Origin of the sequence: Paenibacillus guangzhouensis, from assembly GCF_009363075.1 — a bacterium.
GTDB classification, from domain to species: Bacteria; Bacillota; Bacilli; order Paenibacillales; family Paenibacillaceae; genus Paenibacillus_K; species Paenibacillus_K guangzhouensis.
This window is the reverse complement of the sequence record NZ_CP045293.1, coordinates 4,825,001-4,847,160: the sequence shown is the minus strand read 5'-3', so window position 1 is coordinate 4,847,160 and position 22,160 is coordinate 4,825,001. Positions and strand designations below refer to the sequence as shown.

The following is a 22,160-nucleotide window of genomic DNA, read 5'->3' as shown; positions in this document are numbered from 1 at the left end:
CGATTTTATGTATAATTACTAATGTTGTTCTGAGACGTTGCGATGATGTGAGAGGTTGCTGACACACCCGGCCCCTTTGCCATGGGGAGTGTGTTAGAGAATTTTCACGGAGTATGTCCGATACCAAATTGGGCGATAGAAGGAGGGACTAAAATGGCAAAGCAAAAAATTCGTATTCGTTTGAAAGCTTATGATCACAGAATTCTTGATCAATCCGCAGAGAAAATCGTTGAAACGGCAAAACGTTCTGGTGCAGGTGTATCCGGACCGATTCCGCTTCCGACTGAGAAACAAATCATTACTATTCTCCGTGCGGTACACAAGTATAAGGATTCTCGGGAGCAATTCGAGCAACGCACACACAAGCGTTTGATCGACATTGTTAACCCAACGCCACAAACTGTGGATGCTCTTATGCGCTTGGATTTACCGTCCGGTGTAGATATCGAAATCAAATTGTAATTCAAGCTTGTATTTATGAAAGGGAATGAGGTGTCAACATGAAAGGTATCTTAGGTAAAAAATTAGGAATGACTCAAGTATTTACTCCTGAAGGTAACGTATTGCCTGTTACTGTAATCGAAGTAGGTCCTTGTGTGGTTCTTCAAAAGAAAGATCTTGAGAATGATGGATACGAAGCAATTCAGCTTGGTTTCGTCGACAAGAAGAAGAATGCTAACAAACCGGAAACTGCACACGCTAAAAAAGCCAATACGGCTCCTAAGCGCTACGTTCGTGAATTCCGCGGTGTTGATTTCGCAGCATATGAAGTTGGCCAGGAATTGAAAGCTGATCTATTTGCAGCAGGCGAGTTTGTTGACGTAACTGGTATTTCCAAAGGTAAAGGTTTCACGGGTACGATCAAACGTTGGGGACAAAGTCGTGGTCCTATGACTCACGGTTCTCGTTACCACCGCGGCCCAGGTTCCATGGGTTCGATTCAAGCGAACCGCGTGCCAAAAGGTAAACACCTTCCAGGTCACATGGGTGCTGAGACTGTTACAATTCAAAAATTAGAAGTTGTTCGTGTGGATGCAGAACGTAACGTAATTCTCGTTAAAGGTTCCATTCCAGGTGCGAAAAACAGCTTCGTGAAAATAAAATCCACGGTGAAGAAGTAATCGCTAAAGGAAGGAGGAACTAGAAATGCCAAAAGTATCTTTATATAACGTGAGCGGAGCTCAAGTTGGTGAAATCGAATTGGCGGACAGCGTGTTTGGTATCGAGCCTCACGTTCATGCATTGCATGAGATGGTGTTGCTTCAACAAGCTGCAGTACGTCAAGGTACTCACAAAGTTAAAGGTCGTTCTGAGGTTCGCGGCGGTGGTCGTAAACCATGGAAACAAAAAGGAACTGGACGTGCTCGTCAAGGTTCGATTCGTGCCCCACAATGGAAAGGCGGCGGTATCGTATTTGGACCAACACCTCGCAGCTATTCCTTTAAATTGCCTAAAAAGGTTCGTCGTCTAGCGATCAAATCTGCTTTGTCTTCCAAAGTATTGGAAAACCAAATCATTGTATTGGATCAACTAGCACTTAACGCACCAAAAACAAAAGAAATCGTAGCTATCTTGAACAACTTGAAAGTGGATCGTAAAGCTTTAGTTGTGACGCCTAGCTATGATGACAATGTTGCTCTATCTGCTCGTAACATCCCAGGTGTTAAATTCGTAGCAGCTGACGGCATTAACGTTTTGGACGTAATGGTTTATGATCAATTGATCATTACGAAAGAAGCAGTTCAGAAAGTAGAGGAGGTGTTCGCGTAATGAAGGATCCTCGCGATATTATCAAGCGCCCCGTAATCACGGAACGTACGAGCGACTATATGGCTGAGATGAAATATGCATTCGAAGTTGATATGCGTTCGAACAAAACCGAGGTTAAACAAGCGATCGAAGCAATCTTCGGCGTTAAAGTTAAGAAAGTTAACGTAATGCGCGTTCCTGCGAAACCGAAACGCTATGGCCGTCACTCCGGATATACTTCCGAGTGGAAAAAAGCTATCGTATCGTTAAGCGCGGACAGCAAAGCGATTGAAATTTTTGAACAAGCATAATAAAACATTCCTAAAGTAAGGAGGGAAACTACGTGCCAATTAAAAAGTATAAACCGACATCCCCGGCTCGCCGTGCAATGTCCGTATCGACATTCGAAGAGATCACAACAAACGTGCCGGAAAAATCGTTGCTAGCGCCACTTAGCAAAACTGCTGGCCGCAACAACCAAGGTAAAATTACGACTCGTCACCATGGTGGTGGACACAAGCGTAAATACCGTATCATCGATTTCAAACGTACTAAAGATGGAATACCAGGTCGCGTTGCTACAATCGAGTATGACCCGAACCGTACTTCCAACATTGCGTTGATCAACTATGCGGATGGTGAAAAACGTTACATCATCGCTCCAAAAGGATTGAAAGTTGGAGACGAAGTTATGTCTGGCCCAACAGCTGACATCAAAATTGGTAACGCACTTGCACTTGAAAATATTCCAGTAGGTACAGTTATCCACAATATCGAGCTTCAACCAGGTAAAGGTGGACAATTAGTACGTGCAGCTGGTACAGAAGCACAACTACTTGGTAAAGAAGAACGTTATGTTTCCGTTCGTTTGTCCTCTGGCGAGGTTCGCAAATTGCTCAAAGTTTGTCGTGCGACAATCGGATCTGTAGGTAACGGAGATCATGAGCTCGTGAAAATCGGTAAAGCTGGTCGTAATCGTTGGTTAGGTAAACGTCCTGAAGTTCGTGGGGTAGTAATGAACCCGAACGATCACCCACACGGTGGTGGTGAAGGCCGCGCTCCAATCGGACGTAAATCTCCGATGTCTCCATGGGGTAAACCAACTCTTGGTTACAAAACGCGTAAGAAAAACAAAGCTTCTGATAAATATATCATTCGTCGTCGCACGAAATAATATATGGTTGCCTAACAATATAAGGATTTATGAATACAAAGATAAATTCTTATATTCATCACGTTCCGCTTGAATAGCGGAACGAATGGATTGGTGAAGGGAGGATTTACACATGGGTCGCAGTCTTAAAAAAGGACCATTTATCGATGGTTATATGTTGAAAAAGGTTGAAGAAGTGGATGCGTCTGGTAAGAAAACCGTGATCAAAACTTGGTCCCGTCGTTCTACGATTTTTCCACAATTCATCGGACACACTTTCGGAGTATATGATGGTCGTAAACACGTGCCTGTATACGTAACGGAAGATATGGTTGGACACAAGCTCGGCGAATTTGCTCCAACACGTACGTACAAAGGTCACGATGACGACAAGAAAACTGGCAAACGCTAATAGAATGCGTGGCCTAAATGTTTGAGAGGAGGTTACTCAATGCAAGCGAAAGCACATGCAAGGAACATTCGTATTTCTGCCCGCAAAGTTAAACTCGTTATCGATTTGATCCGCGGTAAACAAGCAGGCGAAGCAATCGCGATTCTTCGTCACACGCCTAAAGCTGCTTCTCCGGTAGTAGAGAAGTTACTTAACTCGGCAATTGCTAACGCAGAACACAACTATTCCATGGACGTTAATAAATTAGTTGTTACTGAAGTATTCGCTAACCAAGGTCCGACAATGAAACGTTTCCGCCCTCGTGCAATGGGACGTGCAAGCCGGATCAACAAGAGAACAAGCCACATTACTTTGGTGGTATCTGAGAAATAAGGAGGGATAAGGTGTGGGTCAAAAGGTAAATCCAGTCGGATTACGTGTAGGTGTTATTCGTGATTGGGAATCCAAATGGTATGCAGACAAAGATTTCGGAGATCTTCTGCTTGAGGACGTAAAAATCCGCGAATACCTCAAAAATAAATTGAAAGACTCTTCCGTTTCTCGTATTGAGATCGAGAGAGCGGCTAACCGTGTGAATGTAACAATCCACACAGCGAAACCAGGTATGGTTATCGGTAAAGGTGGCTCCGAAGTTGAAGTACTTCGCACAGAGATTGCTAAAATCTCCAAAGGCAAAAAAGTACACATCAACATCAACGAAATCAAACAAGCAGATCTTGATGCAATCTTGGTTGCAGAGAGCATTGCACAACAATTGGAGCGTCGTGTTTCTTTCCGTCGTGCATTGAAACAAGCGATCCAAAGAACTATGCGTTCCGGCGCAAAAGGTATTAAAACAGCAGTTAGCGGTCGTCTTGGCGGCGCTGAGATTGCTCGTTCAGAAGGCTACAGTGAAGGAACTGTTCCACTTCATACGCTTCGTGCAGATATCGACTATGGTACAGCTGAAGCACATACAACCTACGGCCGTATCGGCGTAAAAGTATGGATCTATCGTGGTGAAGTTCTTCCTGCAGCTAAGAAAAAGGCTGTTGAGGAAGGAGGAAACTAATCATGTTGGTACCTAAACGTGTTAAGCATCGTAAGCAACAACGCGGTAGCATGAGAGGTCGCGCTAAAGGCGGCACTGAGATTAACTTCGGTCAATACGGTTTGGTAGCTATGGAACCTACATGGATTACTAACCGCCAAATCGAAGCAGCTCGTATCGCGATGACTCGTTACATCAAACGTGGCGGTCAAGTTTGGATCAAAATTTTCCCTGATAAACCGATTACTCAAAAACCTCTAGAGGTGCGGATGGGTTCCGGTAAAGGTAACGTAGAAAAATGGGTGGCAGTAGTCAAACCTGGTAAGATCATGTTTGAACTTGCTGGTGTTTCCGAAGAGATTGCTCGTGAAGCAATGCGTCTTGCGGCTCACAAACTGCCATGCAAAACGAAGTTTGTGAAACGAGAAGAATTGGGTGGTGAAGCAAATGAAAGCTAATGAACTTCGCAACTTAACCACTGCTGAGATCGAACAAAAAATTGCCGGATTTAAAGAAGAACTCTTTAATCTCCGTTTTCAATTAGCTACTGGTCAGCTTGATAACCCGACTCGTATCCGTGATGTGCGTAAAGAAATAGCTCGTGCTAAAACCGTATTACGTGAAAGAGAACTTGGGATCATCAGTTAATTGAAGCTTATGTGTCATCATGATGGGACATAACGCATTCAGGAAGGAGGCAGAATATGAGCGAAGAACGTAATGCTCGTAAAGTGCAAATCGGTAAAGTGGTAAGTGACAAGATGGACAAAACAATCGTTGTTGCTGTTGAGACATACAAAATGCACAACTTGTACCACAAGCGTATTAAATACACGAAAAAATTTAAGGCGCATGATGAGAACAATGAAGCTAAAATTGGCGATTCCGTAAAAATCATGGAAACTCGTCCAATCTCTAAAGATAAACGCTGGAGACTCGTTGAGATTGTTGAGAAAGCAGTAATTATCTAAAGGACGGCTCATTTTTCCGAAAGGAGGAAATTCGAATGATTCAACCATTTACACGTTTGGCAGTCGCTGACAACTCTGGTGCAAAAGAATTAATGTGTATCCGTGTATTAGGTGGCACAGGACGTCGTGTAGGCCACATCGGTGATGTAATTGTATGTTCCGTCAAACAAGCAACACCAGGCGGCGTTGTCAAAAAGGGTGATGTTGTAAAAGCTGTTATCGTACGTACGAAGCGTTCTGTTCGTCGTAAAGATGGTTCTTACATCGCATTTGACGAGAATGCAGCGGTTGTTGTTAAGGACGATAAAGGACCACGCGGAACTCGTATTTTCGGACCTGTTGCTCGCGAACTTCGCGACAAGGACTTCATGAAAATCGTTTCCTTGGCTCCTGAAGTAATCTAATTCCCTTTATAGGGACATGAACAGATCGACTTGCTTGTTGCAAGAAACAGGAGGTGTAACGAAATGCCGAGATTGAAGAAGATTCTCGAGTCTCATAACAATAAATTGCACGTGAAAAAAGACGATACGGTTATTGTTATTTCCGGTAAAGATAAAGGCAAAAAAGGCCGCGTTATCGCAGCATATCCTCGTGAAAACCGCGTGCTCGTGGAAGGCGTAAACATGATCAAGAAACATGCGAAGCCATCGCAAGCGAACCCACAAGGCGGAATTATCGAGCAAGAAGCTCCAGTTCACGTATCGAACGTCATGCACGTGGATCCAAAGAGCGGCGGCGTAACACGTATCGGATACAAAGTATTGGATAACGGTAAAAAAGTTCGCGTAGCGAAAAAATCCGGAGAAGTTATCGACTAATCCACTTTTGAAAGAAAGGAGGTCCATGTAACATGGCAGCAAGAATGAAAGAACGTTTCTTAAATGAAATTACGCCAGCGTTAATGCAAAAGTTCAGCTACACGACGGTGATGCAAGTACCGAAAATCGAAAAAGTTGTAATCAACATGGGTGTGGGCGACGCGGTTGCTAACTCCAAAGTGCTTGATGCAGCAGTAGCAGACATGCAGTTAATCTCTGGTCAAAAACCGGTTATCACTCGTGCGAAGAAATCCATTGCTGGATTCAAACTTCGTGAGAATATGCCAATCGGTGTTAAAGTAACACTTCGTGGCGAGCGTATGTACTACTTCTTAGACAAATTGTTCAACATCACGCTTCCGCGTGTACGTGACTTCCGCGGTGTATCAAACAAAGCATTTGATGGTCGCGGTAACTACACACTTGGCTTGAAAGAGCAATTAATTTTCCCTGAGGTTGAATACGATAAAGTTGATAAAGTACGCGGTATGGATATCGTTATCGTAACAACAGCTAAAACTGACGAAGAGTCCCGCGAGTTGTTAACTCAACTTGGCATGCCTTTCGTAAAATAATCCTTACGAGGATAACTTGGTAGACAAGTTTGCAGGAGGTGCAAAAATAAGTGGCAAAAACTTCGATGAAAGTTAAACAACAACGCACACCGAAATTCAAAGTACGTGCTTACACACGTTGCGAGCGTTGTGGTCGCCCACATTCCGTATTACAGAAATTCAAAATTTGCCGGATTTGTTTCCGCGAATTAGCGTATAAAGGCCAGATCCCTGGCGTTAAAAAAGCAAGTTGGTAATCACCCTACAACGGGAAGGAGGTTTACACTTATGGTTATGTCAGATCCGATTGCAGATATGCTAACACGCATTCGCAACGCGAACGTAGTGCGTCATGAGACGGTTGAAATGCCTGCTTCGACTATTAAGAAGCAAATCGCAGAAATCCTTAAGCGTGAAGGCTTTATCCGTGACGCTGAGTACATCGAAGATAACAAACAAGGGATTATCCGTATTTTCTTGAAATATGGCTCTAACAATGAACGTGTCATCTCCGGTTTGAAGAGAATCAGTAAGCCAGGTCTACGCGTATACACGAAGAGCAATGAAGTTCCTCGCGTATTAGGCGGACTGGGTATTGCGATTATCTCCACATCCAAAGGAGTTATGACAGATAAAGAAGCTCGTCAAACGAAATCCGGCGGAGAAGTAGTCTGCTACGTTTGGTAATACAACCGTAAAGATAGGAGGTGCAACATATGTCTCGTATTGGTCGCAAACCAATTACAGTACCGAGTGGCGTAACTGTCACTTTAGATAACAGCAACATTACAGTTAAAGGACCTAAAGGAACATTAACTCGTGAAGTCCACAAAGATATGCAAGTATCTGTTGAGGAGAACGTGATCACGGTTGTTCGTCCTTCTGAAAATAAACTTCATCGTTCGTTACACGGAACAACACGCAGCATCATCTCTAACATGGTTAGTGGTGTAACTGAAGGTTTCTCTAAAAACCTTGAGCTTGTGGGCGTTGGTTACCGTGCTAATAAATCCGGTGATAAAGTCGTTCTTAACGTTGGTTACTCTCACCCAGTTGAGATTACACCAGAAGCAGGCATCGAGTTCGAAGTTCCATCCAACACGAAAATCATCGTTAAAGGGATCGACAAAGAGCGCGTAGGTGCTTATGCTGCGAAAATCCGTTCCGTTCGTGAACCTGAGCCGTACAAAGGTAAAGGTATCAAGTACGAAGGCGAACGCATTATCCGTAAAGAAGGTAAAGCTGGTAAGAAAAAATAAGATCATCGTTGATCTTTTGCTTGTAGCTTAAAGGCCCTGGGGCCATATGGCAGACAGAAGGGAGTGAACAAGGCATGATTACCAAAGGAGATAAAAACAAAGCTCGTTTGAAAAGACACCTTCGTGTTCGTAAGAAAATTGAAGGAACAACAGCTCGCCCACGTTTGAGCGTTTTCCGTTCATCGAAACACATTTACGCACAATTGATCGATGATGTAACTGGAAAAACGGTTGCTTCTGCATCCACAATGGATAAAGAACTACAAGGCCAAGTTAGTAACGGTGGTAACGTTGAAGCTGCTCGTAAGGTTGGCGAATTAGTCGCTAAACGTGCGAAAGAAGCTGGACACGTACAGATCGTTTTCGACCGTGGCGGATATTTGTATCATGGACGGATTCAAGCATTAGCTGACGCAGCTCGCGAAGCAGGTCTTGAATTCTAATCAATTTATAAGGAGGTAAACGACTTGCGTGTAGATCCGAACACTTTAGAACTAACTGAAAAAGTTGTAAATATTAATCGCGTAGCGAAAGTTGTAAAAGGCGGACGCCGTTTCAGCTTTAGTGCGCTAGTAGTTGTCGGCGACGGCAAAGGTTGGGTTGGCGCTGGTATCGGTAAAGCTTCTGAAGTACCTGATGCGATTCGCAAAGGTATCGAAGATGCGAAGAAAAACCTGATCCACGTTCCATTCGTAGGAACTACAATCCCTCACCTTGTTAACGGCAAATTCGGAGCAGGCCATGTTCTTTTGAAGCCAGCTTCTGAAGGTACTGGAGTTATCGCAGGCGGACCGGTTCGTGCGGTTCTTGAGCTTGCTGGTGTAGGCGATATTTTAACAAAATCTTTAGGTTCTTCGAACTCCATGAATATGGTGAACGCAACACTTGAAGGCTTGTCTCGTCTGAAACGTGCTGAAGATGTTGCTAAATTGCGCGGTAAAACCGTAGAAGAACTGTTAGGTTAAGGAGGGATTCACGTTGGCTAAATTACAAGTTACCCTCGTTCGCAGTTTGATTGGTCGTCCGGAAACACAACGTAAAACGGTCAATAGCCTTGGATTGCGTAAAATCAACCAAACTGTTGTTCATAACGATAGCCCGGCGATTCGTGGAATGGTTAATCAAGTTAACCACTTGGTTTCTGTTCAAGAAGTTGAAGCTTAATAACATGAATGTTTAGAACTATGAAGGAGGTGCAACGAACGATGAAGTTACATGAACTTGTTTCTTCTCCTGGTGCCCGCAAAGAGCGTAAGCGTGTAGGTCGCGGTACTTCGAGCGGCACGGGTAAAACGGCTGGTCGCGGTCACAAAGGTCAAAATTCACGTTCTGGCGGTGGCGTGCGCCCAGGCTTCGAGGGTGGACAAAATCCACTATATCGTCGCTTGCCGAAACGCGGTTTCAATAACCCTACTCGTAAAGAGTTTGCTATTGTGAACATCGAGGAACTTAACAACTTTGCAGAAGGTACTGAAGTGACTCCAGAAGTTCTTATGGAGCGCGGAATTGTAAACAATCCTAAAGCTGGAATCAAGGTTCTAGGAAACGGTGAAGTTACTGTTAAACTTACTGTTAAAGCGAATAAGTTCTCTCAATCTGCGGTAGAGAAAATCGAGGCTGCCGGCGGTAAAACCGAGGTGATCTAATGTTTAAAACGCTGTCCAATATATGGCGAGTTGAAGACCTTAGAAAAAAAATCTTGTTTACACTGATGATTTTGATCGTCTACCGTATCGGTGCTTTTATTCCAGTACCGGGTGTCGATAAATCGGTTTTCACAATGACGAACCAACAGGGCAGTGACTTGTTCGGCTTGCTGAACACATTCTCTGGTGGCGCATTGTTCCACTTTTCTATCTTTGCTCTCGGGATTATGCCATATATCACAGCATCCATCATCGTACAGTTACTGTCGATGGATGTCATTCCGAAGTTCGCAGAATGGGCTAAGGAAGGCGAGCTCGGTAAACGTAAACTCGCCCAAATTACTCGTTATGGTACCGTAATACTTGGTCTTATCCAAGCATACGGTACAGCAATCGGGTTTAATCGGTTGTACAGCTTCAAGATGGTTCCAAATGCAAGCTTAACGACGTATCTCGTTATTGCAATTGTATTAACGGCAGGTGTATCCTTCCTCATGTGGCTTGGTGAACAAATCACAGAGAAGGGGATCGGCAACGGGATCTCAATTCTGATCTTTGCCGGGATCGTATCCCGCTTTCCAGAATTGGCCCGTGAAGTATACCAAGCGGAGTTTGTTGATTCTCAGAGCCAATTGTTCTTGAGCATCGCAAAGGTTATTATCATTCTGCTTGTTATTTTTGCGGTTATCGTGGGTGTTATCTTTATCCAACAAGGCGTACGCAAAATTCCTGTTCAATACGCGAAGCGTGTTGTAGGGAACAAAATGTACGGTGGACAAAATACACACATTCCACTCAAAGTGAACGGCGCTGGGGTTATTCCGGTAATCTTTGCATCCTCACTCTTGATGTTCCCGATTACAATTGCGAACTTCTGGGCTGATAAAGCCTGGGCGCAATGGACTATCCAGAATTTCTCGCATGATAAACCGCTCGGTATGGTCTTGTATGTCCTTATGATCGTTGGTTTCACGTTCTTCTATACGTTCGTGCAGATCAATCCTGTTCAGATGGCAGACCAGATGAAAAAGAACGGTGGATACATTCCAGGTATCCGACCAGGTAAACCAACTTCTTCGTACTTGACGAAAGTCATGTCGAGAATTACGTTATCTGGTGCGATCTTCTTAGCGGCAGTTTCGATTCTCCCTGTATTTTTCGGTGCACTTGCTGGATTGCCTAAATCTGTGCAAATCGGGGGAACATCCCTACTGATCGTTATTGGGGTTGCTTTGGATACGATGAAGCAAATCGAAAGCCAATTAATGAAACGCCATTACAAAGGTTTCATTAACAAATAGTCAATAGGTTCCTATGCGAGTCCGCTTGCGGCATTCGCTCTGGCACCTATTGTGCTGTTTCTTCGTTAAGAGGAGGAGGAAGTTCAATGAACATTCTTTTCATGGGGCCTCCTGGGGCAGGAAAAGGAACGCAGGCAGAACGTATTGTCAATGAATTCGGTGTTCCCCACATTTCGACAGGCGATGCATTTCGTCTTGCGATGAAACAAGGTACTCCAATTGGTGTTAAAGCCAAAGAATATATTGATCAAGGTTTGCTTGTACCCGATGATGTGACGATTGGGATCGTTCGCGAGAGACTCGCGCAGCCGGATTGTGAGAAAGGGTTCCTACTTGATGGATTCCCTAGAACACTATCTCAAGCCGAAGCTCTTGATGATATCCTTACGTCGATGAGTCGTAAACTCGATCATGTCATTGACCTAAAGGTGGATCGCGATTTACTGCTTGCGCGCTTAACAGGCCGTCGGATTTGTAAATCATGCGGCGCTACCTACCATGTCATTTTCAATCCACCACAACAATCCGGTGTATGTGATAAATGCTCCGGCGAATTGTACCAACGTTCGGACGACTCGGAAGAAAAAGTGGGTACGCGTCTTGATGAGTATATCAATAAAACAGCTCCATTATTAGCTTACTATGAAGCTAAAGGGCTGCTTCGCCAAGTGGACGGGGAGAAAGAAATTGATACAGTCACTTCGGAGATTGTATCTTTACTGAGAGGTTAGACGTAATGATCATTTGTAAGTCTGAAGTGGAGTTAGGCTTCATGAAGGAAGCAGGTAGGATTGTTGCGGAAACGCATCGTTTGATGGCAAAATCCGTTCAACCAGGCATTACGACGCGAGAGTTAGACGCCATTGCGGAGAACTATATTCGCAGTCAGAATGCTACACCTTCTTTCAAAGGCTACAATGGTTTTCCTGGAAGCATTTGCGCTTCAGTCAATGAAGAGTTGGTTCATGGCATACCCGGCGATCGGAAATTAAACGAGGGCGACATCATAAGTATTGACATCGGGGCTCAGTATCGTGGTTACCATGGCGATTCGGCATGGACCTATCCGGTTGGGGCAATATCTGATACAGCTAAGAAGCTCTTAGAGGTAACAGAACAATCCTTGTATGCTGGACTCGCGCTTGTCAAACCGGATGTTCGTTTATATACAATTTCTTACGCGATTCAACGTTGCATTGAAGATGCCGGTTTTTCAGTTGTTCGTGAATATGTAGGGCACGGCATTGGGGAGAACCTCCATGAAGAACCTCAGATTCCGAACTATGGTACTCCCGATCGCGGTCCGAGACTTAAGCCTGGCATGGTCTTGGCGATTGAGCCGATGGTCATTGCAGGTGAACGGTATGTGAAGACGTTACAAGATAATTGGACGGTTGTAACGCTTAACGGCGATATCTGTGCTCACTTTGAACACACCGTTGCGGTTACAGCAGATGGCTTAGAAATTTTGACGAGACTGGATAGCTAGGTGATGAATGTGAATAACAATCCAATGCCTCAAATCGGTCAGATCGTCGAAATAATACGAGGTCGTGATGCTGGGCAGTATGCGGTAATCGTCGGAATCGTTGATTCCAAGTTCGTACTCCTAGCCGATGGGGACAAACGAAAGTTTGACCAGCCTAAGAAGAAGAACCTCATACATTTGCAATTGTTGAGTGAGATAAGTGCTGAAGTTGTTAACAGTTTAGACGAGAGCGGTCGGGTAACGAACGGGAAACTTCGTTTTGCGATTTCCAAGTTTATAGCAACCACCGCAAACCATGCACAGAAAGGAGAATAACTGTGGCTAAAGAAGATGTCATTGAAGTAGAAGGTACGGTCATCGAGCCGTTGCCGAATGCAATGTTTAAAGTTGAACTGGAGAATGGTCATCAAATTCTTGCCCACGTTTCTGGTAAGCTGCGGATGCACTTCATTCGTATCCTAACAGGAGACAAAGTGGTCATACAGTTATCACCTTATGATTTATCCAGAGGTCGTATAACGTACCGCAAATAGGTCCCGGATCTATATCGTGTAATCCAGTTTCTATTGCAGAAACTTTTAGGAGGTAATTAACATGAAGGTGAGACCTTCTGTAAAACCAATTTGCGAAAAATGCAAAGTCATTCGCCGCAAAGGGAACGTAATGGTAATTTGCGAAAATCCTAAGCACAAACAAAAACAAGGTTAAGAAGGGGGTGTAGCGTAAAATGGCACGTATAGCTGGTGTGGATTTGCCACGTGATAAGCGCGTTGAGATCGCCTTAACTTACATTTTCGGTATCGGAAGAACAACTTCCCAGAAAATCCTAAGCACAACAGGCATTGATGTGAACACTCGTGTTCGCGATCTAACAGAGGACGAAGTTAGTAAACTTCGTGAGGTAATCGACAAAACGATCAAGGTTGAAGGTGACCTTCGTCGTGAAATCAGTTTGAATATTAAACGTTTAATCGAGATTGGTTGCTACCGTGGTGTTCGTCACCGTCGTGGTCTTCCGGTTCGTGGACAACGTACAAAAACTAACGCTCGTACGCGTAAAGGTCCTCGTCGTACTGTAGCGAATAAAAAGAAATAAGAAGGGAGGATAACAGACATGGCTAAACCGAAAAAAGTCGTACGTACGAAACGTCGTGATCGCAAGAATATTGAGTCCGGCGTTGCACATATTCGTTCTACGTTCAACAACACGATCGTAACGATTACTGACCCGCACGGAAATGCAATTTCTTGGGCGAGCTCAGGCGGTCTTGGATTCAAAGGATCGCGCAAAAGTACTCCATTCGCAGCGCAAATGGCAGCAGAATCTGCAGCTAAAGCAGCAATGGAACACGGGATGAAATCTGTTGAGGTTATGGTTAAAGGTCCAGGTGCTGGTCGCGAAGCGGCAATCCGCTCTTTGCAAGCAGCAGGTCTTGAAGTTAACATGATCAAAGACGTTACTCCTATCCCGCATAACGGATGCCGCCCGCCAAAACGTCGTCGTGTCTAATGGCAGACCTTAGTGTGGTATAATTTGCTAAGAAGCTGTGAATAATGGTTGCTTAGGCATACTACATGACTCGACTGAAAAGAAGGTTTCAAACGGAACGACGTTTTGAAGGAGGGTAATTCAGTGATTGAAATCGAAAAGCCGAAAATAGAAACCGTTGATCTCAATGATGAGGGGACTTACGGAAAATTCGTTGTAGAACCGCTTGAGCGTGGTTATGGTACAACGCTTGGTAACTCATTGCGTCGTATTCTACTATCATCGCTTCCAGGTGCAGCAGTAACATCGGTGCAAATCGATGGTGTACTGCATGAGTTCTCGACGATTCCGGGCGTCATTGAAGACGTAACGGAAATTATTCTAAACCTAAAAGGCCTATCGCTTAAAATTCATTCCGACGAGGAGAAAGTGCTCGAGATTGATGCGGAAGGTGAGGGTCCGGTAACAGCTGGAGACATTCGCGCTGATAGCGATGTTGAAATCTTGAACCCAGATCTTCACATTGCAACACTATCGCCTGGTTCGCGTTTGCATATGCGTATCTTTGCAAATCGTGGCCGCGGTTATGTGCAAGCGGATCGGAACAAATCTGAGGATCAGCCAATCGGTGTGATTCCAGTGGATTCGATCTACACGCCAATTTCACGTGTGAACTACACGATTGAGAACACTCGTGTCGGGCAAGTAACGAATTATGACAAGCTGACCCTCGAAGTGTGGACTGACGGTAGTATTCGCCCTGAAGAAGCAGTAAGCCTTGGTGCGAAAATCTTAACAGAGCACTTGTTGCTCTTCGTTGGATTGACGGACGAAGCGAAAGATGCGGAAATCATGGTGGAGAAAGAAGAAGATAAGAAAGAAAAAGTTCTTGAGATGACTATCGAAGAACTTGACCTTTCGGTTCGTTCTTATAACTGCTTGAAACGCGCTGGTATCAATACCGTTCAAGAGTTGATCACGAAAACGGAAGAAGATATGATGAAAGTCCGTAACCTCGGACGCAAATCTTTGGAAGAAGTTCAGGAGAAACTCGAAGAACTAGGTTTGGGTTTACGGATGGAAGACTAATCTTAACTGCAGCAAGGAGGGGAAAAATATGGCATACCAAAAGTTAGGTCGTAACTCTAGCGCACGTAAAGCATTGTTCCGTGACTTGGTTACTGACTTGTTCTTATATGAGCGCATTCAAACGACTGAAGCAAAAGCGAAAGAAGTTCGTTCGATCGCTGAAAAGCTGATTACGAAAGCGAAGCAAGGTGATCTTCACGCTCGTCGTCAAGTAGCAGCTTACGTTCGTCGCGAAACCATTAACGGTGAGCAAGATGCAATTCAAAAATTGTTCTCGGAATTAGCCACTCGTTACTCGGAGCGTCCAGGTGGATACACTCGTATTCTAAAACTGGGGCCTCGTCGTGGAGACTCAGCTCCTATGGTTTACTTAGAATTAGTGGATCGCGCTTAATTGACCTTATGAGAAAGGGTGGACAGAATCCTCGGGTTCTGAACAAGCCCTTTTTTCTTTTGCGCATGGGGCGACCATCCCCCTAAATCCCCCTTCCTCCTCAGGAAGGGGGACCCCAGAGGGCTCCACCCTCTGGACACCCGGAAATGTCGCTCATAGGAGTGCTGTTTGGTGCTTCGATGGCGGCGTGGGGTGGGGGACCGCGTCTGTCCTGTAAACCTAAACCGAATGCCTTGCGGCACCGGCTTAGGTTTACAGGACACGCTTGAAGTCGTGCGGGAATGCTGGGGAGTTACGGGGGCTCATGGGGAGCGCTACCGTCCAGCCTTTTTGGCTGGACACGCTTCCTGCTCGTGCTCACAGTTACGTCTTTGAGGGGGAACGACTACCTTTGGTAGCGTTCAATGCTTCGAAGAATACATCATAGATCAACATCAACGCTTCGAAGCTTTGTAATACATCATCAGGAGGGGATCCAATGCGCAATCTTTTTATGGTCGTCAGCTACGACGGGACTCGTTACCACGGCTTTCAGACGCAGCCTGGCGAGAATACCATACAAGATTATATTGAAGCCTCGATCCGGGCGCTAACCGGCGAGACGGTGAAGATTATATCTTCCGGCCGTACCGATGCCGGTGTGCACGCACGAGCACAGGTCTTCAATTTCGAGACGCAATCGGCCATCCCCACCGAACGATGGTGTCTTGCCCTTAATACACGACTCCCGAACGACATCGTTATTCGGTCCGCTCAGGAAGTGCCTCTGTCATTCCATTCGCGCCACAGCGCGCATTGGAAGACATACCGCTATACGATTAACGCGAATGCTTTTCCCGATGTCTTCAACCGATCTTATGAATTTCATCATCCTACGAAGCTAGATATCGAGGAGATGCGTAAAGCGCTAGCGCATATGGTAGGAACGTTTGACTATACCTCGTTCGCCTCCCGCAAATCGACGAAAGCAAGTCATGTTCGTACGATCTACAAAGCGTGGATGGAGCACGATACGAGTTCAGCGATTCCAGGCACGAGAGATCAAGGTATTATCCATACCTATGTGACGGGGAACGGGTTTCTTCAACACATGGTTCGGATCATGATGGGGACCTTGCTCCGAGTTGGACAAGGCAAGTTTAAGAGTGAGGATATACCCGGAATTATCGCTCAAATGGACCGCGCTGCTGCAGGGCCTACGGCCGTTTCTCACGGCTTAACGCTTTGGGAAGTCGGTTATGATCTGAGTGATATGAAACTGGAAAAATAGCTTGCTTTTTAGGCCTGAATATAGTAAGATAAAACTTGTGTTTTCTTAATGGCTTTCCCACAGCCCCAATTAAGATGACTTTATGAATTACAGATCTAACAACGATAATAATGAACGAATATAAATCGGAAATTTGCTTTTCCACATTACAAGGAGGATCTATTCAATGCGTAGCACATATATGGCGAAGCCTAATGAAGTTGAGCGTAAATGGTACATCATTGACGCTGAAGGCAAAACTCTTGGTCGTCTTGCGACAGAAGCTGCTAGCCTGATTCGCGGTAAACACAAACCACAATTTACTCCACATGTAGATACAGGAGATTTTGTAGTTATCATCAATGCAGAGAAAATCGTATTGACTGGTAAGAAAATGACGGACAAGAACTACTACAGTCACTCCCTTTACTCTGGCGGTTTGAAAGTAACTCCAGCTCAAGACATGATCAAGAAGCACCCAGAGCGCGTGTTGGAACAAGCTATCCACGGCATGCTTCCTAAGAACCGTCTTGGTAACGCAATGAAGCTTAAATTGAAAGTTTATGCAGGTTCTGAGCATCCACACGCAGCACAAAAACCAGAAGTTTACGAACTTCGCGGTTAATAAAAAAGGAGGACAGTTTCATGGCACAAGTACAATACTATGGTACAGGTCGTCGTAAACATTCGGTAGCTCGTGTTCGCCTTGTACCGGGTGAAGGACGTATCCTAATCAATAAGCGTGATATCAACGAATATTTCGGTTTGGAAACTTTAAAATTGATCGTTAAGCAACCTTTGAACCTAACAGAAACATTGTCGAAGTACGATGTTCTCGTTATCGCTCATGGTGGCGGTATGTCCGGTCAAGCAGGAGCAATCCGTCACGGTATTTCCCGTGCATTGCTTAAAGCAGACCCTGAGTTCCGTCCATCGCTTAAAAAAGCAGGATTCTTGACTCGTGACCCTCGTATGAAAGAGCGTAAAAAATACGGTCTTAAAGCAGCTCGTCGCGCGCCACAATTCTCGAAACGTTAATATCTATACATCGAACACCTTTCTTGCTTCGGCAGGAGAGGTGTTTTTTGCTTTTTCCCCGAGGAGCGGATCCTCACAAAGCTTCGACTTTTATCCACAACACAATAAAGACTCCCGATTCATCTATGCACACTTTATACACAATCGAATAGATATGCTAAATAGCCCAGTATTTTCAAAGGAAAAGGATTGACATTTAACTGGCAAGATTTATAATATAATTATTATATTCATAGATGTTTACTCGGAATTGAAATTAAGTGCAAAGAGGGAGTATACGTATGAACTTATTTGAGAAGGAAGCATTGGTTGAACAGAAAGCAGTTGAGCTTGAAAATGCAAGTCCTGAAGCCATTCTAGAATGGGCGGTAACGACCTTCCCGAACATTACTTTTGCTTGTAGTTTTGGTGCGGAAGATGTCGTGCTTGTTGATATGCTGCAGCGAATCAGTCCAAAGACAGACATTTTTTATCTGGATACCGATTTTCATTTCCCTGAGACCTATGCAACTAGAGATCGTTTGGCTGAACGATATAACCTCGAATTTGTTCGTGCATTCCCTAAATTGACGCCTGTGGAGCAAGCGGAGAAATATGGCGAAGAATTGTGGAAGTCCGCGCCGAATGAATGCTGTAATATTCGCAAGGTGGAACCTCTAACAGAGATCTTGGGCAAATACGATGCATGGATTACAGGCATTCGACGTGATCAGGCGCCTACGCGGGCGAACGCAAAGAAGATTGAATACGATTATAAATTTGGACTCATCAAATTTAATCCCATCGCACATTGGACATCCGATGACGTATGGAATTATATCCGCACGAACGATGTCATCTACAATCCATTGCATGATCAGCACTACCCGAGCATCGGCTGTTCCTATTGCACACGTCAAGTTATGCCTGGGGAAGATCCACGTGCTGGGCGTTGGTCAGGGCATGAGAAGACTGAGTGCGGTCTGCATAAATAAGCTACTAGAACCGAGGAGGACAGTGTACGATGACGAAGATACAACCGCATGGCGGGCAATTGATTAACCGAGTAGCTACGGGAGAAGAGCGTGAGCGCCTATTGGCCCTAGCAGGATCCTTGCAATCCATACGAATTAATACATGGACCATATCTGATTTAGACTTAATCGGCGTCGGCGCATTCTCCCCTTTGACAGGTTTCCTGAACGAAGCGGATTACCGCTCTGTGGTAGACCGGATGAGACTTGCTGATGGAACGGTATGGAGTATTCCGATTACACTTGCTGTAGATCCGATTCAGGCTAAATTGTTATCCACAGGTGAACAAGTTGCGCTTGTTGGAGAGCAAGATGATGTGATTTATGGGATTATCCACATTGGTAGTGTTTATACTGTGGATCATGCTTATGAAGCGAAGCAAGTGTTCAAGACGGATGATACGGCACACCCCGGCGTACAGAAGCTGTTTGAACGCTCTAACACTTATGTTGGCGGGGAAATTACGGTTCTTAACCGTCCACAACCTGAGAAGTTCCAGGAGTTCTACTATGATCCGGCTGAGACGCGTGCAATCTTCGCGCAGAAGGGCTGGAGAACCGTTGTAGGCTTCCAGACACGTAATCCCGTACATCGTGCACATGAATATATTCAGAAGAGTGCGATGGAAATTGTGGATGCATTGTTCTTAAATCCGCTTGTCGGCGAGACCAAATCTGATGATGTGCCCGCGAATGTTCGAATGAAGAGTTATGTTGCACTTCTTGAGCATTATTATCCACAGGATCGTACGTTCCTCGGTGTATTCCCGGCAGCGATGCGTTATGCAGGTCCACGAGAAGCGATTTTCCACGCGATGGTCCGCAAAAATTTCGGTTGTACACACTTTATTGTAGGCCGGGATCATGCAGGCGTCGGTGATTATTATGGTACGTATGAAGCGCAAGAGATATTCAGTAACTTTACGTCCGAAGAGCTGGGGATAACATTATTGTTCTTCGAACATAGCTTCTTCTGCACGACATGTGGCAATATGGCATCTAGCAAGACTTGTCCACATCCTAAGGAAGATCATTTAACGCTGTCGGGGACAAAGGTTCGCGCTTTGCTGCGAGATGGGATCTGTCCGCCGCCTGAATTTTCAAGACCGGTCGTTGCCAAAATACTAATTGAAGGCATGTCCGAACAAGTCACAACTTAAAGTGGTTGTCAAAAAGTCAACTTTCTCGGTGCTGAAAAGCCGACTTTTTGAACATGTATGTCAAAGGTATATTTGTCCACCTCGTCCCATATAGATGATTAGGAGTCTGTATGGGAACGGAGGTGGTTTTTTTATGAGCAAAAGAGGTGGGCGTCGTAAGAAGACGGTGATCCTGATTCCACTTCGCGATATTCGTAAATGGATAATTGCGGCGTGCTTGCTCGTCCTGTTAACTGTAATTTTTACATATGAAGTGCCTTCCACGAAAACATGGACCTACTGGACCTTACCGCTGTCCGGGAAAGTCATTGCGATTGATGCAGGACATGGCGGACCTGATGGCGGCGCGGTCAGCAAGCAAGGTGTGATTGAGAAAGATATTAATTTAACGATTGCCCTCTATTTAAGAGATTTCCTGCAGCAGGCTGGTGCGGTTGTCGTATTGACGCGCGAAGGGGACTATGATCTAGCGCAAGAAGGGACAACCAAGCTGCGTAAACGCAAAACAGAAGATCTGCATCGCCGCGTGGAGATGATTGAGAAGCGCAAAGTGGATCTGCTTATAAGTATTCATATGAACAGCTTCCCTTCGAATCGATGGAGCGGTGCACAGACGTTCTATACCTCCAATCATCCGGAAAATGAACGGCTGGCCAAATTCATTCAGACAGAGATGAAGCGTAATTTGGAGAATACGGATCGCGTTGCGAAGATCGTCACGACCAATGTGTATTTATTGAAAGCTCTGCAAATTCCGACAGCCCTTGTGGAAGTAGGATTCCTCTCGCACCCGCAGGAGTCGCAGCTGCTCGCCGATGAGAAGTATCAACGCAAAGTATCTGCCTCCATCTATACGGGAATTCTTCGATATCTCTCGGGTGAACAGATCGGCAAATAATAGGATGTTTTATGGTATAATCTAGGTTAGAAGTAAACCATTCCATAAAGTAGAGGTGCTGGCATCATGGGGGCAAGAGAACAAGTGCTTGAAGCATTACGAGATATCGTCGACCCGATCTCAGGTCAGAATATCGTTGAACATCATTATGTCCGGGATATTATGGCCAAAGAAAACAAAGTATCTTTAACAGTTGTCACTTCATCGGAGCAAGAGCAGCATCGTTTTCAATTAGAACGTTCGATTCGTGAGAAATTAACGGAAGCAGGTATACAAGATATCCATGTGCGTTTCAGAGTTATGTCAGAGCACGAGAGAGCTGAATCAGAGGGAAAGAGTCAATCCGGACATCAAGAAGCGCCTAAAGGGCATGGAGCCGGCATGGAGAGTAATCCGCTGCTGCATCCAGAATCCAATACTACCTTTATCGCGATTGCGAGTGGAAAAGGAGGTGTAGGGAAATCGACAGTTACGGTGAACATTGCTGCAGCACTTGCGCGGCAAGGACGTAAAGTCGGTATTATCGATGCAGATATCTATGGATTCAGTGTGCCGGATATGATGGGTATTGAAGAACGGCCAGAGATAGTGGATGAGCGTATCGTACCGATTGAACGGTTTGGTGTCAAAGTCATCTCCATGGGATTCTTCGTGGAGGATAACAGCCCGATCGTATGGCGCGGACCGATGCTTGGCAAAATGCTTCGCAACTTCTTCCAAGAAGTTAATTGGGGCGAGCTGGACTATATGCTCCTAGATTTGCCGCCAGGGACTGGGGATATTGCGCTAGATGTCCACCAAATGTTGCCTCAGAGCCAGGAGATTATCGTCACAACGCCTCATGCGACCGCAGCATTCGTTGCAGCACGTGCAGGTACGATGGCGATTCATACGAAACATGAGATCATCGGTGTTGTTGAGAACATGTCTTATTATGCGTGTGGTGAATGCGGACACAAGGACTACGTATTTGGACGTGGGGGCGGTGCTCGCCTTGCGGAATCCCTGAAATGCGATTTACTCGCACAGATCCCGCTGGGTGCGCCGGATAATCATCCGTCTGAGCCGGATTTTTCGCCTTCTGTGTATCGCGCGAATACAGAGACAGGTCAAATTTATGATGAGATTGCGAAGCAAATCATATCGAAGAATGAAAAAGGTTGAGCGAATGCTCAACCTTTTGTGTTATTTGCGTGCGATATTTCTGGTTAGGCATAAGCCGGGACGTTTTATTGTCCACCGCCGCTGCCACCACCGCCACCGCCGCCTTCTCCGCCGCCACCACCTTCTTGGCCGCCCTCACCGCCACCGCCGCCTTTCTTTTTCCCTTGTTCTTGCTGCTTTGGCTGCAGTTCTTCTTGAACGACCTTGGTCAAGAGCTCCATAATTTGCATTTTAAACAATGGGCTCTGCATGGAGTCTTTGACAATCGTCGTGATCTGTTT

General features: G+C 45.2%; 39 protein-coding genes (1 of these 39 cut by a window edge). 38 read left to right on the top strand and 1 reads right to left on the bottom strand.

Features of this window, described 5'->3' with window-relative positions; all coding sequences use genetic code 11:
- Positions 1 to 153: 153 nt before the first annotated feature.
- From rpsJ to GCU39_RS21665, 38 genes are all read left to right on the top strand, one after another.
- Complete coding sequence (gene rpsJ, locus GCU39_RS21850) at positions 154 to 462, top strand: 30S ribosomal protein S10 (RefSeq protein ID WP_017692074.1); 309 nt, start codon at positions 154 to 156, stop codon at positions 460 to 462.
- A gap of 38 nt (positions 463 to 500) precedes the next feature.
- Positions 501 to 1,121: a 50S ribosomal protein L3 gene (gene rplC, locus GCU39_RS21845; RefSeq protein WP_018759712.1), complete on the top strand. Its 621-nt coding sequence runs from the start codon at positions 501 to 503 to the stop codon at positions 1,119 to 1,121.
- A 25-nt stretch (positions 1,122 to 1,146) separates the two neighbouring features.
- Entirely contained in the window at positions 1,147 to 1,770 is a 624-nt protein-coding gene (gene rplD / locus GCU39_RS21840; RefSeq protein WP_152395416.1) for a 50S ribosomal protein L4, read from the top strand.
- Positions 1,770 to 2,060: a 50S ribosomal protein L23 gene (gene rplW, locus GCU39_RS21835; protein ID WP_078502949.1), complete on the top strand. Its 291-nt coding sequence runs from the start codon at positions 1,770 to 1,772 to the stop codon at positions 2,058 to 2,060. The genes rplD and rplW overlap by 1 nt, the downstream gene beginning before the upstream one ends.
- A gap of 32 nt (positions 2,061 to 2,092) precedes the next feature.
- The gene (gene rplB, locus GCU39_RS21830; RefSeq protein ID WP_152395415.1) at positions 2,093 to 2,923 is read left to right on the top strand and encodes a 50S ribosomal protein L2; all 831 of its coding nucleotides are present in this window, start codon (positions 2,093 to 2,095) and stop codon (positions 2,921 to 2,923) included.
- Positions 2,924 to 3,035: 112 nt separating this feature from the next.
- Positions 3,036 to 3,314 (top strand): 30S ribosomal protein S19, encoded by a 279-nt coding sequence (rpsS, locus tag GCU39_RS21825; protein WP_018759708.1) that lies wholly within the window; start codon positions 3,036 to 3,038, stop codon positions 3,312 to 3,314.
- A gap of 39 nt (positions 3,315 to 3,353) precedes the next feature.
- Positions 3,354 to 3,686 (top strand): 50S ribosomal protein L22, encoded by a 333-nt coding sequence (rplV, locus tag GCU39_RS21820; protein WP_152395414.1) that lies wholly within the window; start codon positions 3,354 to 3,356, stop codon positions 3,684 to 3,686.
- A gap of 13 nt (positions 3,687 to 3,699) precedes the next feature.
- On the top strand, positions 3,700 to 4,365 hold the full coding sequence (gene rpsC, locus GCU39_RS21815; protein WP_152395413.1) for a 30S ribosomal protein S3: 666 nt from the start codon (positions 3,700 to 3,702) through the stop codon (positions 4,363 to 4,365).
- Between the two features lie 2 nt (positions 4,366 to 4,367).
- Positions 4,368 to 4,802: a 50S ribosomal protein L16 gene (rplP, locus tag GCU39_RS21810; protein ID WP_152395412.1), complete on the top strand. Its 435-nt coding sequence runs from the start codon at positions 4,368 to 4,370 to the stop codon at positions 4,800 to 4,802.
- Positions 4,792 to 4,992 carry a 50S ribosomal protein L29 gene (rpmC, locus tag GCU39_RS21805; RefSeq protein ID WP_018759704.1) on the top strand — a complete coding sequence of 67 codons (201 nt, stop codon included), beginning with the start codon at positions 4,792 to 4,794 and terminating at the stop codon, positions 4,990 to 4,992. Before rplP ends, rpmC begins: the two co-directional genes overlap by 11 nt.
- Positions 4,993 to 5,048: 56 nt before the next feature.
- On the top strand, positions 5,049 to 5,315 hold the full coding sequence (gene rpsQ / locus GCU39_RS21800; protein WP_152395411.1) for a 30S ribosomal protein S17: 267 nt from the start codon (positions 5,049 to 5,051) through the stop codon (positions 5,313 to 5,315).
- 35 nt (positions 5,316 to 5,350) lie between these two features.
- Positions 5,351 to 5,719 (top strand): 50S ribosomal protein L14, encoded by a 369-nt coding sequence (gene rplN, locus GCU39_RS21795; protein WP_018759702.1) that lies wholly within the window; start codon positions 5,351 to 5,353, stop codon positions 5,717 to 5,719.
- A 63-nt stretch (positions 5,720 to 5,782) separates the two neighbouring features.
- On the top strand, positions 5,783 to 6,136 hold the full coding sequence (rplX, locus tag GCU39_RS21790; RefSeq protein ID WP_227793296.1) for a 50S ribosomal protein L24: 354 nt from the start codon (positions 5,783 to 5,785) through the stop codon (positions 6,134 to 6,136).
- Between the two features lie 32 nt (positions 6,137 to 6,168).
- On the top strand, positions 6,169 to 6,711 hold the full coding sequence (gene rplE / locus GCU39_RS21785) for a 50S ribosomal protein L5 (RefSeq protein WP_152395410.1): 543 nt from the start codon (positions 6,169 to 6,171) through the stop codon (positions 6,709 to 6,711).
- A 50-nt stretch (positions 6,712 to 6,761) separates the two neighbouring features.
- Positions 6,762 to 6,947 (top strand): type Z 30S ribosomal protein S14, encoded by a 186-nt coding sequence (locus GCU39_RS21780; RefSeq protein WP_013312154.1) that lies wholly within the window; start codon positions 6,762 to 6,764, stop codon positions 6,945 to 6,947.
- Positions 6,948 to 6,978: 31 nt separating this feature from the next.
- Complete coding sequence (rpsH, locus tag GCU39_RS21775; protein ID WP_018759699.1) at positions 6,979 to 7,377, top strand: 30S ribosomal protein S8; 399 nt, start codon at positions 6,979 to 6,981, stop codon at positions 7,375 to 7,377.
- A gap of 29 nt (positions 7,378 to 7,406) precedes the next feature.
- Positions 7,407 to 7,949, top strand: coding sequence for a 50S ribosomal protein L6 (gene rplF, locus GCU39_RS21770; RefSeq protein ID WP_152395409.1), 543 nt, complete (start codon positions 7,407 to 7,409; stop codon positions 7,947 to 7,949).
- A 74-nt stretch (positions 7,950 to 8,023) separates the two neighbouring features.
- Complete coding sequence (rplR, locus tag GCU39_RS21765; RefSeq protein ID WP_152395408.1) at positions 8,024 to 8,392, top strand: 50S ribosomal protein L18; 369 nt, start codon at positions 8,024 to 8,026, stop codon at positions 8,390 to 8,392.
- 24 nt (positions 8,393 to 8,416) lie between these two features.
- Complete coding sequence (gene rpsE / locus GCU39_RS21760) at positions 8,417 to 8,914, top strand: 30S ribosomal protein S5 (RefSeq protein ID WP_018759696.1); 498 nt, start codon at positions 8,417 to 8,419, stop codon at positions 8,912 to 8,914.
- Between the two features lie 13 nt (positions 8,915 to 8,927).
- Entirely contained in the window at positions 8,928 to 9,113 is a 186-nt protein-coding gene (gene rpmD / locus GCU39_RS21755) for a 50S ribosomal protein L30 (protein ID WP_018759695.1), read from the top strand.
- A 41-nt stretch (positions 9,114 to 9,154) separates the two neighbouring features.
- Positions 9,155 to 9,595, top strand: coding sequence for a 50S ribosomal protein L15 (gene rplO / locus GCU39_RS21750; RefSeq protein ID WP_152395407.1), 441 nt, complete (start codon positions 9,155 to 9,157; stop codon positions 9,593 to 9,595).
- Positions 9,595 to 10,896 carry a preprotein translocase subunit SecY gene (gene secY, locus GCU39_RS21745; protein WP_152395406.1) on the top strand — a complete coding sequence of 434 codons (1,302 nt, stop codon included), beginning with the start codon at positions 9,595 to 9,597 and terminating at the stop codon, positions 10,894 to 10,896. Before rplO ends, secY begins: the two co-directional genes overlap by 1 nt.
- A gap of 86 nt (positions 10,897 to 10,982) precedes the next feature.
- Positions 10,983 to 11,627, top strand: a complete 645-nt coding sequence (locus tag GCU39_RS21740; protein WP_152395405.1) for an adenylate kinase — start codon at positions 10,983 to 10,985, stop codon at positions 11,625 to 11,627.
- Between the two features lie 5 nt (positions 11,628 to 11,632).
- Complete coding sequence (map, locus tag GCU39_RS21735) at positions 11,633 to 12,385, top strand: type I methionyl aminopeptidase (protein ID WP_152395404.1); 753 nt, start codon at positions 11,633 to 11,635, stop codon at positions 12,383 to 12,385.
- Positions 12,386 to 12,409: 24 nt separating this feature from the next.
- Positions 12,410 to 12,700, top strand: a complete 291-nt coding sequence (locus GCU39_RS21730) for a KOW domain-containing RNA-binding protein (protein ID WP_227793295.1) — start codon at positions 12,410 to 12,412, stop codon at positions 12,698 to 12,700.
- 2 nt (positions 12,701 to 12,702) lie between these two features.
- Complete coding sequence (gene infA, locus GCU39_RS21725) at positions 12,703 to 12,918, top strand: translation initiation factor IF-1 (RefSeq protein WP_015847200.1); 216 nt, start codon at positions 12,703 to 12,705, stop codon at positions 12,916 to 12,918.
- A 61-nt stretch (positions 12,919 to 12,979) separates the two neighbouring features.
- Entirely contained in the window at positions 12,980 to 13,093 is a 114-nt protein-coding gene (gene rpmJ / locus GCU39_RS21720) for a 50S ribosomal protein L36 (protein WP_003333770.1), read from the top strand.
- 19 nt (positions 13,094 to 13,112) lie between these two features.
- Positions 13,113 to 13,481, top strand: a complete 369-nt coding sequence (gene rpsM, locus GCU39_RS21715; protein WP_018759689.1) for a 30S ribosomal protein S13 — start codon at positions 13,113 to 13,115, stop codon at positions 13,479 to 13,481.
- 18 nt (positions 13,482 to 13,499) lie between these two features.
- Entirely contained in the window at positions 13,500 to 13,895 is a 396-nt protein-coding gene (gene rpsK, locus GCU39_RS21710; RefSeq protein ID WP_018753969.1) for a 30S ribosomal protein S11, read from the top strand.
- Between the two features lie 123 nt (positions 13,896 to 14,018).
- On the top strand, positions 14,019 to 14,963 hold the full coding sequence (locus tag GCU39_RS21705) for a DNA-directed RNA polymerase subunit alpha (RefSeq protein WP_152395402.1): 945 nt from the start codon (positions 14,019 to 14,021) through the stop codon (positions 14,961 to 14,963).
- A gap of 28 nt (positions 14,964 to 14,991) precedes the next feature.
- Positions 14,992 to 15,357 (top strand): 50S ribosomal protein L17, encoded by a 366-nt coding sequence (rplQ, locus tag GCU39_RS21700; protein ID WP_018759687.1) that lies wholly within the window; start codon positions 14,992 to 14,994, stop codon positions 15,355 to 15,357.
- 478 nt (positions 15,358 to 15,835) lie between these two features.
- Entirely contained in the window at positions 15,836 to 16,627 is a 792-nt protein-coding gene (gene truA / locus GCU39_RS21695) for a tRNA pseudouridine(38-40) synthase TruA (protein WP_152395401.1), read from the top strand.
- A gap of 166 nt (positions 16,628 to 16,793) precedes the next feature.
- Positions 16,794 to 17,231, top strand: coding sequence for a 50S ribosomal protein L13 (gene rplM / locus GCU39_RS21690; protein ID WP_152395400.1), 438 nt, complete (start codon positions 16,794 to 16,796; stop codon positions 17,229 to 17,231).
- A 20-nt stretch (positions 17,232 to 17,251) separates the two neighbouring features.
- Positions 17,252 to 17,644, top strand: a complete 393-nt coding sequence (gene rpsI / locus GCU39_RS21685; RefSeq protein WP_018759684.1) for a 30S ribosomal protein S9 — start codon at positions 17,252 to 17,254, stop codon at positions 17,642 to 17,644.
- A gap of 281 nt (positions 17,645 to 17,925) precedes the next feature.
- On the top strand, positions 17,926 to 18,618 hold the full coding sequence (locus tag GCU39_RS21680; RefSeq protein ID WP_152395399.1) for a phosphoadenylyl-sulfate reductase: 693 nt from the start codon (positions 17,926 to 17,928) through the stop codon (positions 18,616 to 18,618).
- 29 nt (positions 18,619 to 18,647) lie between these two features.
- A complete protein-coding gene (gene sat / locus GCU39_RS21675) occupies positions 18,648 to 19,817 on the top strand; it encodes a sulfate adenylyltransferase (RefSeq protein ID WP_152395398.1) in 1,170 nt (389 codons plus the stop codon).
- A 133-nt stretch (positions 19,818 to 19,950) separates the two neighbouring features.
- On the top strand, positions 19,951 to 20,715 hold the full coding sequence (gene cwlD, locus GCU39_RS21670; protein ID WP_152395397.1) for an N-acetylmuramoyl-L-alanine amidase CwlD: 765 nt from the start codon (positions 19,951 to 19,953) through the stop codon (positions 20,713 to 20,715).
- A 66-nt stretch (positions 20,716 to 20,781) separates the two neighbouring features.
- Complete coding sequence (locus tag GCU39_RS21665; RefSeq protein ID WP_152395396.1) at positions 20,782 to 21,879, top strand: Mrp/NBP35 family ATP-binding protein; 1,098 nt, start codon at positions 20,782 to 20,784, stop codon at positions 21,877 to 21,879.
- A gap of 65 nt (positions 21,880 to 21,944) precedes the next feature.
- Here GCU39_RS21665 and gerD read toward each other — a convergent pair whose 3' ends face one another.
- Positions 21,945 to 22,160 carry the 3' end of a spore germination lipoprotein GerD gene (gene gerD / locus GCU39_RS21655; RefSeq protein WP_193726578.1) on the bottom strand. 474 nt of this gene lie beyond the right edge of the window, so the window shows 216 of its 690 coding nt (coding positions 475-690); the start codon falls outside the window, past its right edge; it ends in the stop codon at positions 21,945 to 21,947.

What these genes read in the sequence shown, in the direction of transcription:
- rplQ (WP_018759687.1), top strand. Translation starts at nt 14,992, where the DNA reads ATGGCATACCAAAAGTTAGGTCGTAACTCTAGCGCACGTAAAGCATTG.
- GCU39_RS21665 (WP_152395396.1), top strand. Translation starts at nt 20,782, where the DNA reads ATGGGGGCAAGAGAACAAGTGCTTGAAGCATTACGAGATATCGTCGAC.
- rplD (WP_152395416.1), top strand. Translation starts at nt 1,147, where the DNA reads ATGCCAAAAGTATCTTTATATAACGTGAGCGGAGCTCAAGTTGGTGAA.
- rplW (WP_078502949.1), top strand. Translation starts at nt 1,770, where the DNA reads ATGAAGGATCCTCGCGATATTATCAAGCGCCCCGTAATCACGGAACGT.
- rplC (WP_018759712.1), top strand. Translation starts at nt 501, where the DNA reads ATGAAAGGTATCTTAGGTAAAAAATTAGGAATGACTCAAGTATTTACT.
- truA (WP_152395401.1), top strand. Translation starts at nt 15,836, where the DNA reads ATGCGCAATCTTTTTATGGTCGTCAGCTACGACGGGACTCGTTACCAC.
- secY (WP_152395406.1), top strand. Translation starts at nt 9,595, where the DNA reads ATGTTTAAAACGCTGTCCAATATATGGCGAGTTGAAGACCTTAGAAAA.
- cwlD (WP_152395397.1), top strand. Translation starts at nt 19,951, where the DNA reads ATGAGCAAAAGAGGTGGGCGTCGTAAGAAGACGGTGATCCTGATTCCA.
- rpsM (WP_018759689.1), top strand. Translation starts at nt 13,113, where the DNA reads ATGGCACGTATAGCTGGTGTGGATTTGCCACGTGATAAGCGCGTTGAG.
- rplR (WP_152395408.1), top strand. Translation starts at nt 8,024, where the DNA reads ATGATTACCAAAGGAGATAAAAACAAAGCTCGTTTGAAAAGACACCTT.
- rpsI (WP_018759684.1), top strand. Translation starts at nt 17,252, where the DNA reads ATGGCACAAGTACAATACTATGGTACAGGTCGTCGTAAACATTCGGTA.
- map (WP_152395404.1), top strand. Translation starts at nt 11,633, where the DNA reads ATGATCATTTGTAAGTCTGAAGTGGAGTTAGGCTTCATGAAGGAAGCA.
- rpsJ (WP_017692074.1), top strand. Translation starts at nt 154, where the DNA reads ATGGCAAAGCAAAAAATTCGTATTCGTTTGAAAGCTTATGATCACAGA.
- rplX (WP_227793296.1), top strand. Translation starts at nt 5,783, where the DNA reads ATGCCGAGATTGAAGAAGATTCTCGAGTCTCATAACAATAAATTGCAC.
- GCU39_RS21730 (WP_227793295.1), top strand. Translation starts at nt 12,410, where the DNA reads ATGCCTCAAATCGGTCAGATCGTCGAAATAATACGAGGTCGTGATGCT.
- rplE (WP_152395410.1), top strand. Translation starts at nt 6,169, where the DNA reads ATGGCAGCAAGAATGAAAGAACGTTTCTTAAATGAAATTACGCCAGCG.
- rpsS (WP_018759708.1), top strand. Translation starts at nt 3,036, where the DNA reads ATGGGTCGCAGTCTTAAAAAAGGACCATTTATCGATGGTTATATGTTG.
- rpsQ (WP_152395411.1), top strand. Translation starts at nt 5,049, where the DNA reads ATGAGCGAAGAACGTAATGCTCGTAAAGTGCAAATCGGTAAAGTGGTA.
- rplO (WP_152395407.1), top strand. Translation starts at nt 9,155, where the DNA reads ATGAAGTTACATGAACTTGTTTCTTCTCCTGGTGCCCGCAAAGAGCGT.
- rplF (WP_152395409.1), top strand. Translation starts at nt 7,407, where the DNA reads ATGTCTCGTATTGGTCGCAAACCAATTACAGTACCGAGTGGCGTAACT.
- rpsK (WP_018753969.1), top strand. Translation starts at nt 13,500, where the DNA reads ATGGCTAAACCGAAAAAAGTCGTACGTACGAAACGTCGTGATCGCAAG.
- rpmC (WP_018759704.1), top strand. Translation starts at nt 4,792, where the DNA reads ATGAAAGCTAATGAACTTCGCAACTTAACCACTGCTGAGATCGAACAA.
- rplN (WP_018759702.1), top strand. Translation starts at nt 5,351, where the DNA reads ATGATTCAACCATTTACACGTTTGGCAGTCGCTGACAACTCTGGTGCA.
- rplM (WP_152395400.1), top strand. Translation starts at nt 16,794, where the DNA reads ATGCGTAGCACATATATGGCGAAGCCTAATGAAGTTGAGCGTAAATGG.
- rplV (WP_152395414.1), top strand. Translation starts at nt 3,354, where the DNA reads ATGCAAGCGAAAGCACATGCAAGGAACATTCGTATTTCTGCCCGCAAA.
- GCU39_RS21740 (WP_152395405.1), top strand. Translation starts at nt 10,983, where the DNA reads ATGAACATTCTTTTCATGGGGCCTCCTGGGGCAGGAAAAGGAACGCAG.
- rpsH (WP_018759699.1), top strand. Translation starts at nt 6,979, where the DNA reads ATGGTTATGTCAGATCCGATTGCAGATATGCTAACACGCATTCGCAAC.
- sat (WP_152395398.1), top strand. Translation starts at nt 18,648, where the DNA reads ATGACGAAGATACAACCGCATGGCGGGCAATTGATTAACCGAGTAGCT.
- rpmJ (WP_003333770.1), top strand. Translation starts at nt 12,980, where the DNA reads ATGAAGGTGAGACCTTCTGTAAAACCAATTTGCGAAAAATGCAAAGTC.
- rplP (WP_152395412.1), top strand. Translation starts at nt 4,368, where the DNA reads ATGTTGGTACCTAAACGTGTTAAGCATCGTAAGCAACAACGCGGTAGC.
- GCU39_RS21680 (WP_152395399.1), top strand. Translation starts at nt 17,926, where the DNA reads ATGAACTTATTTGAGAAGGAAGCATTGGTTGAACAGAAAGCAGTTGAG.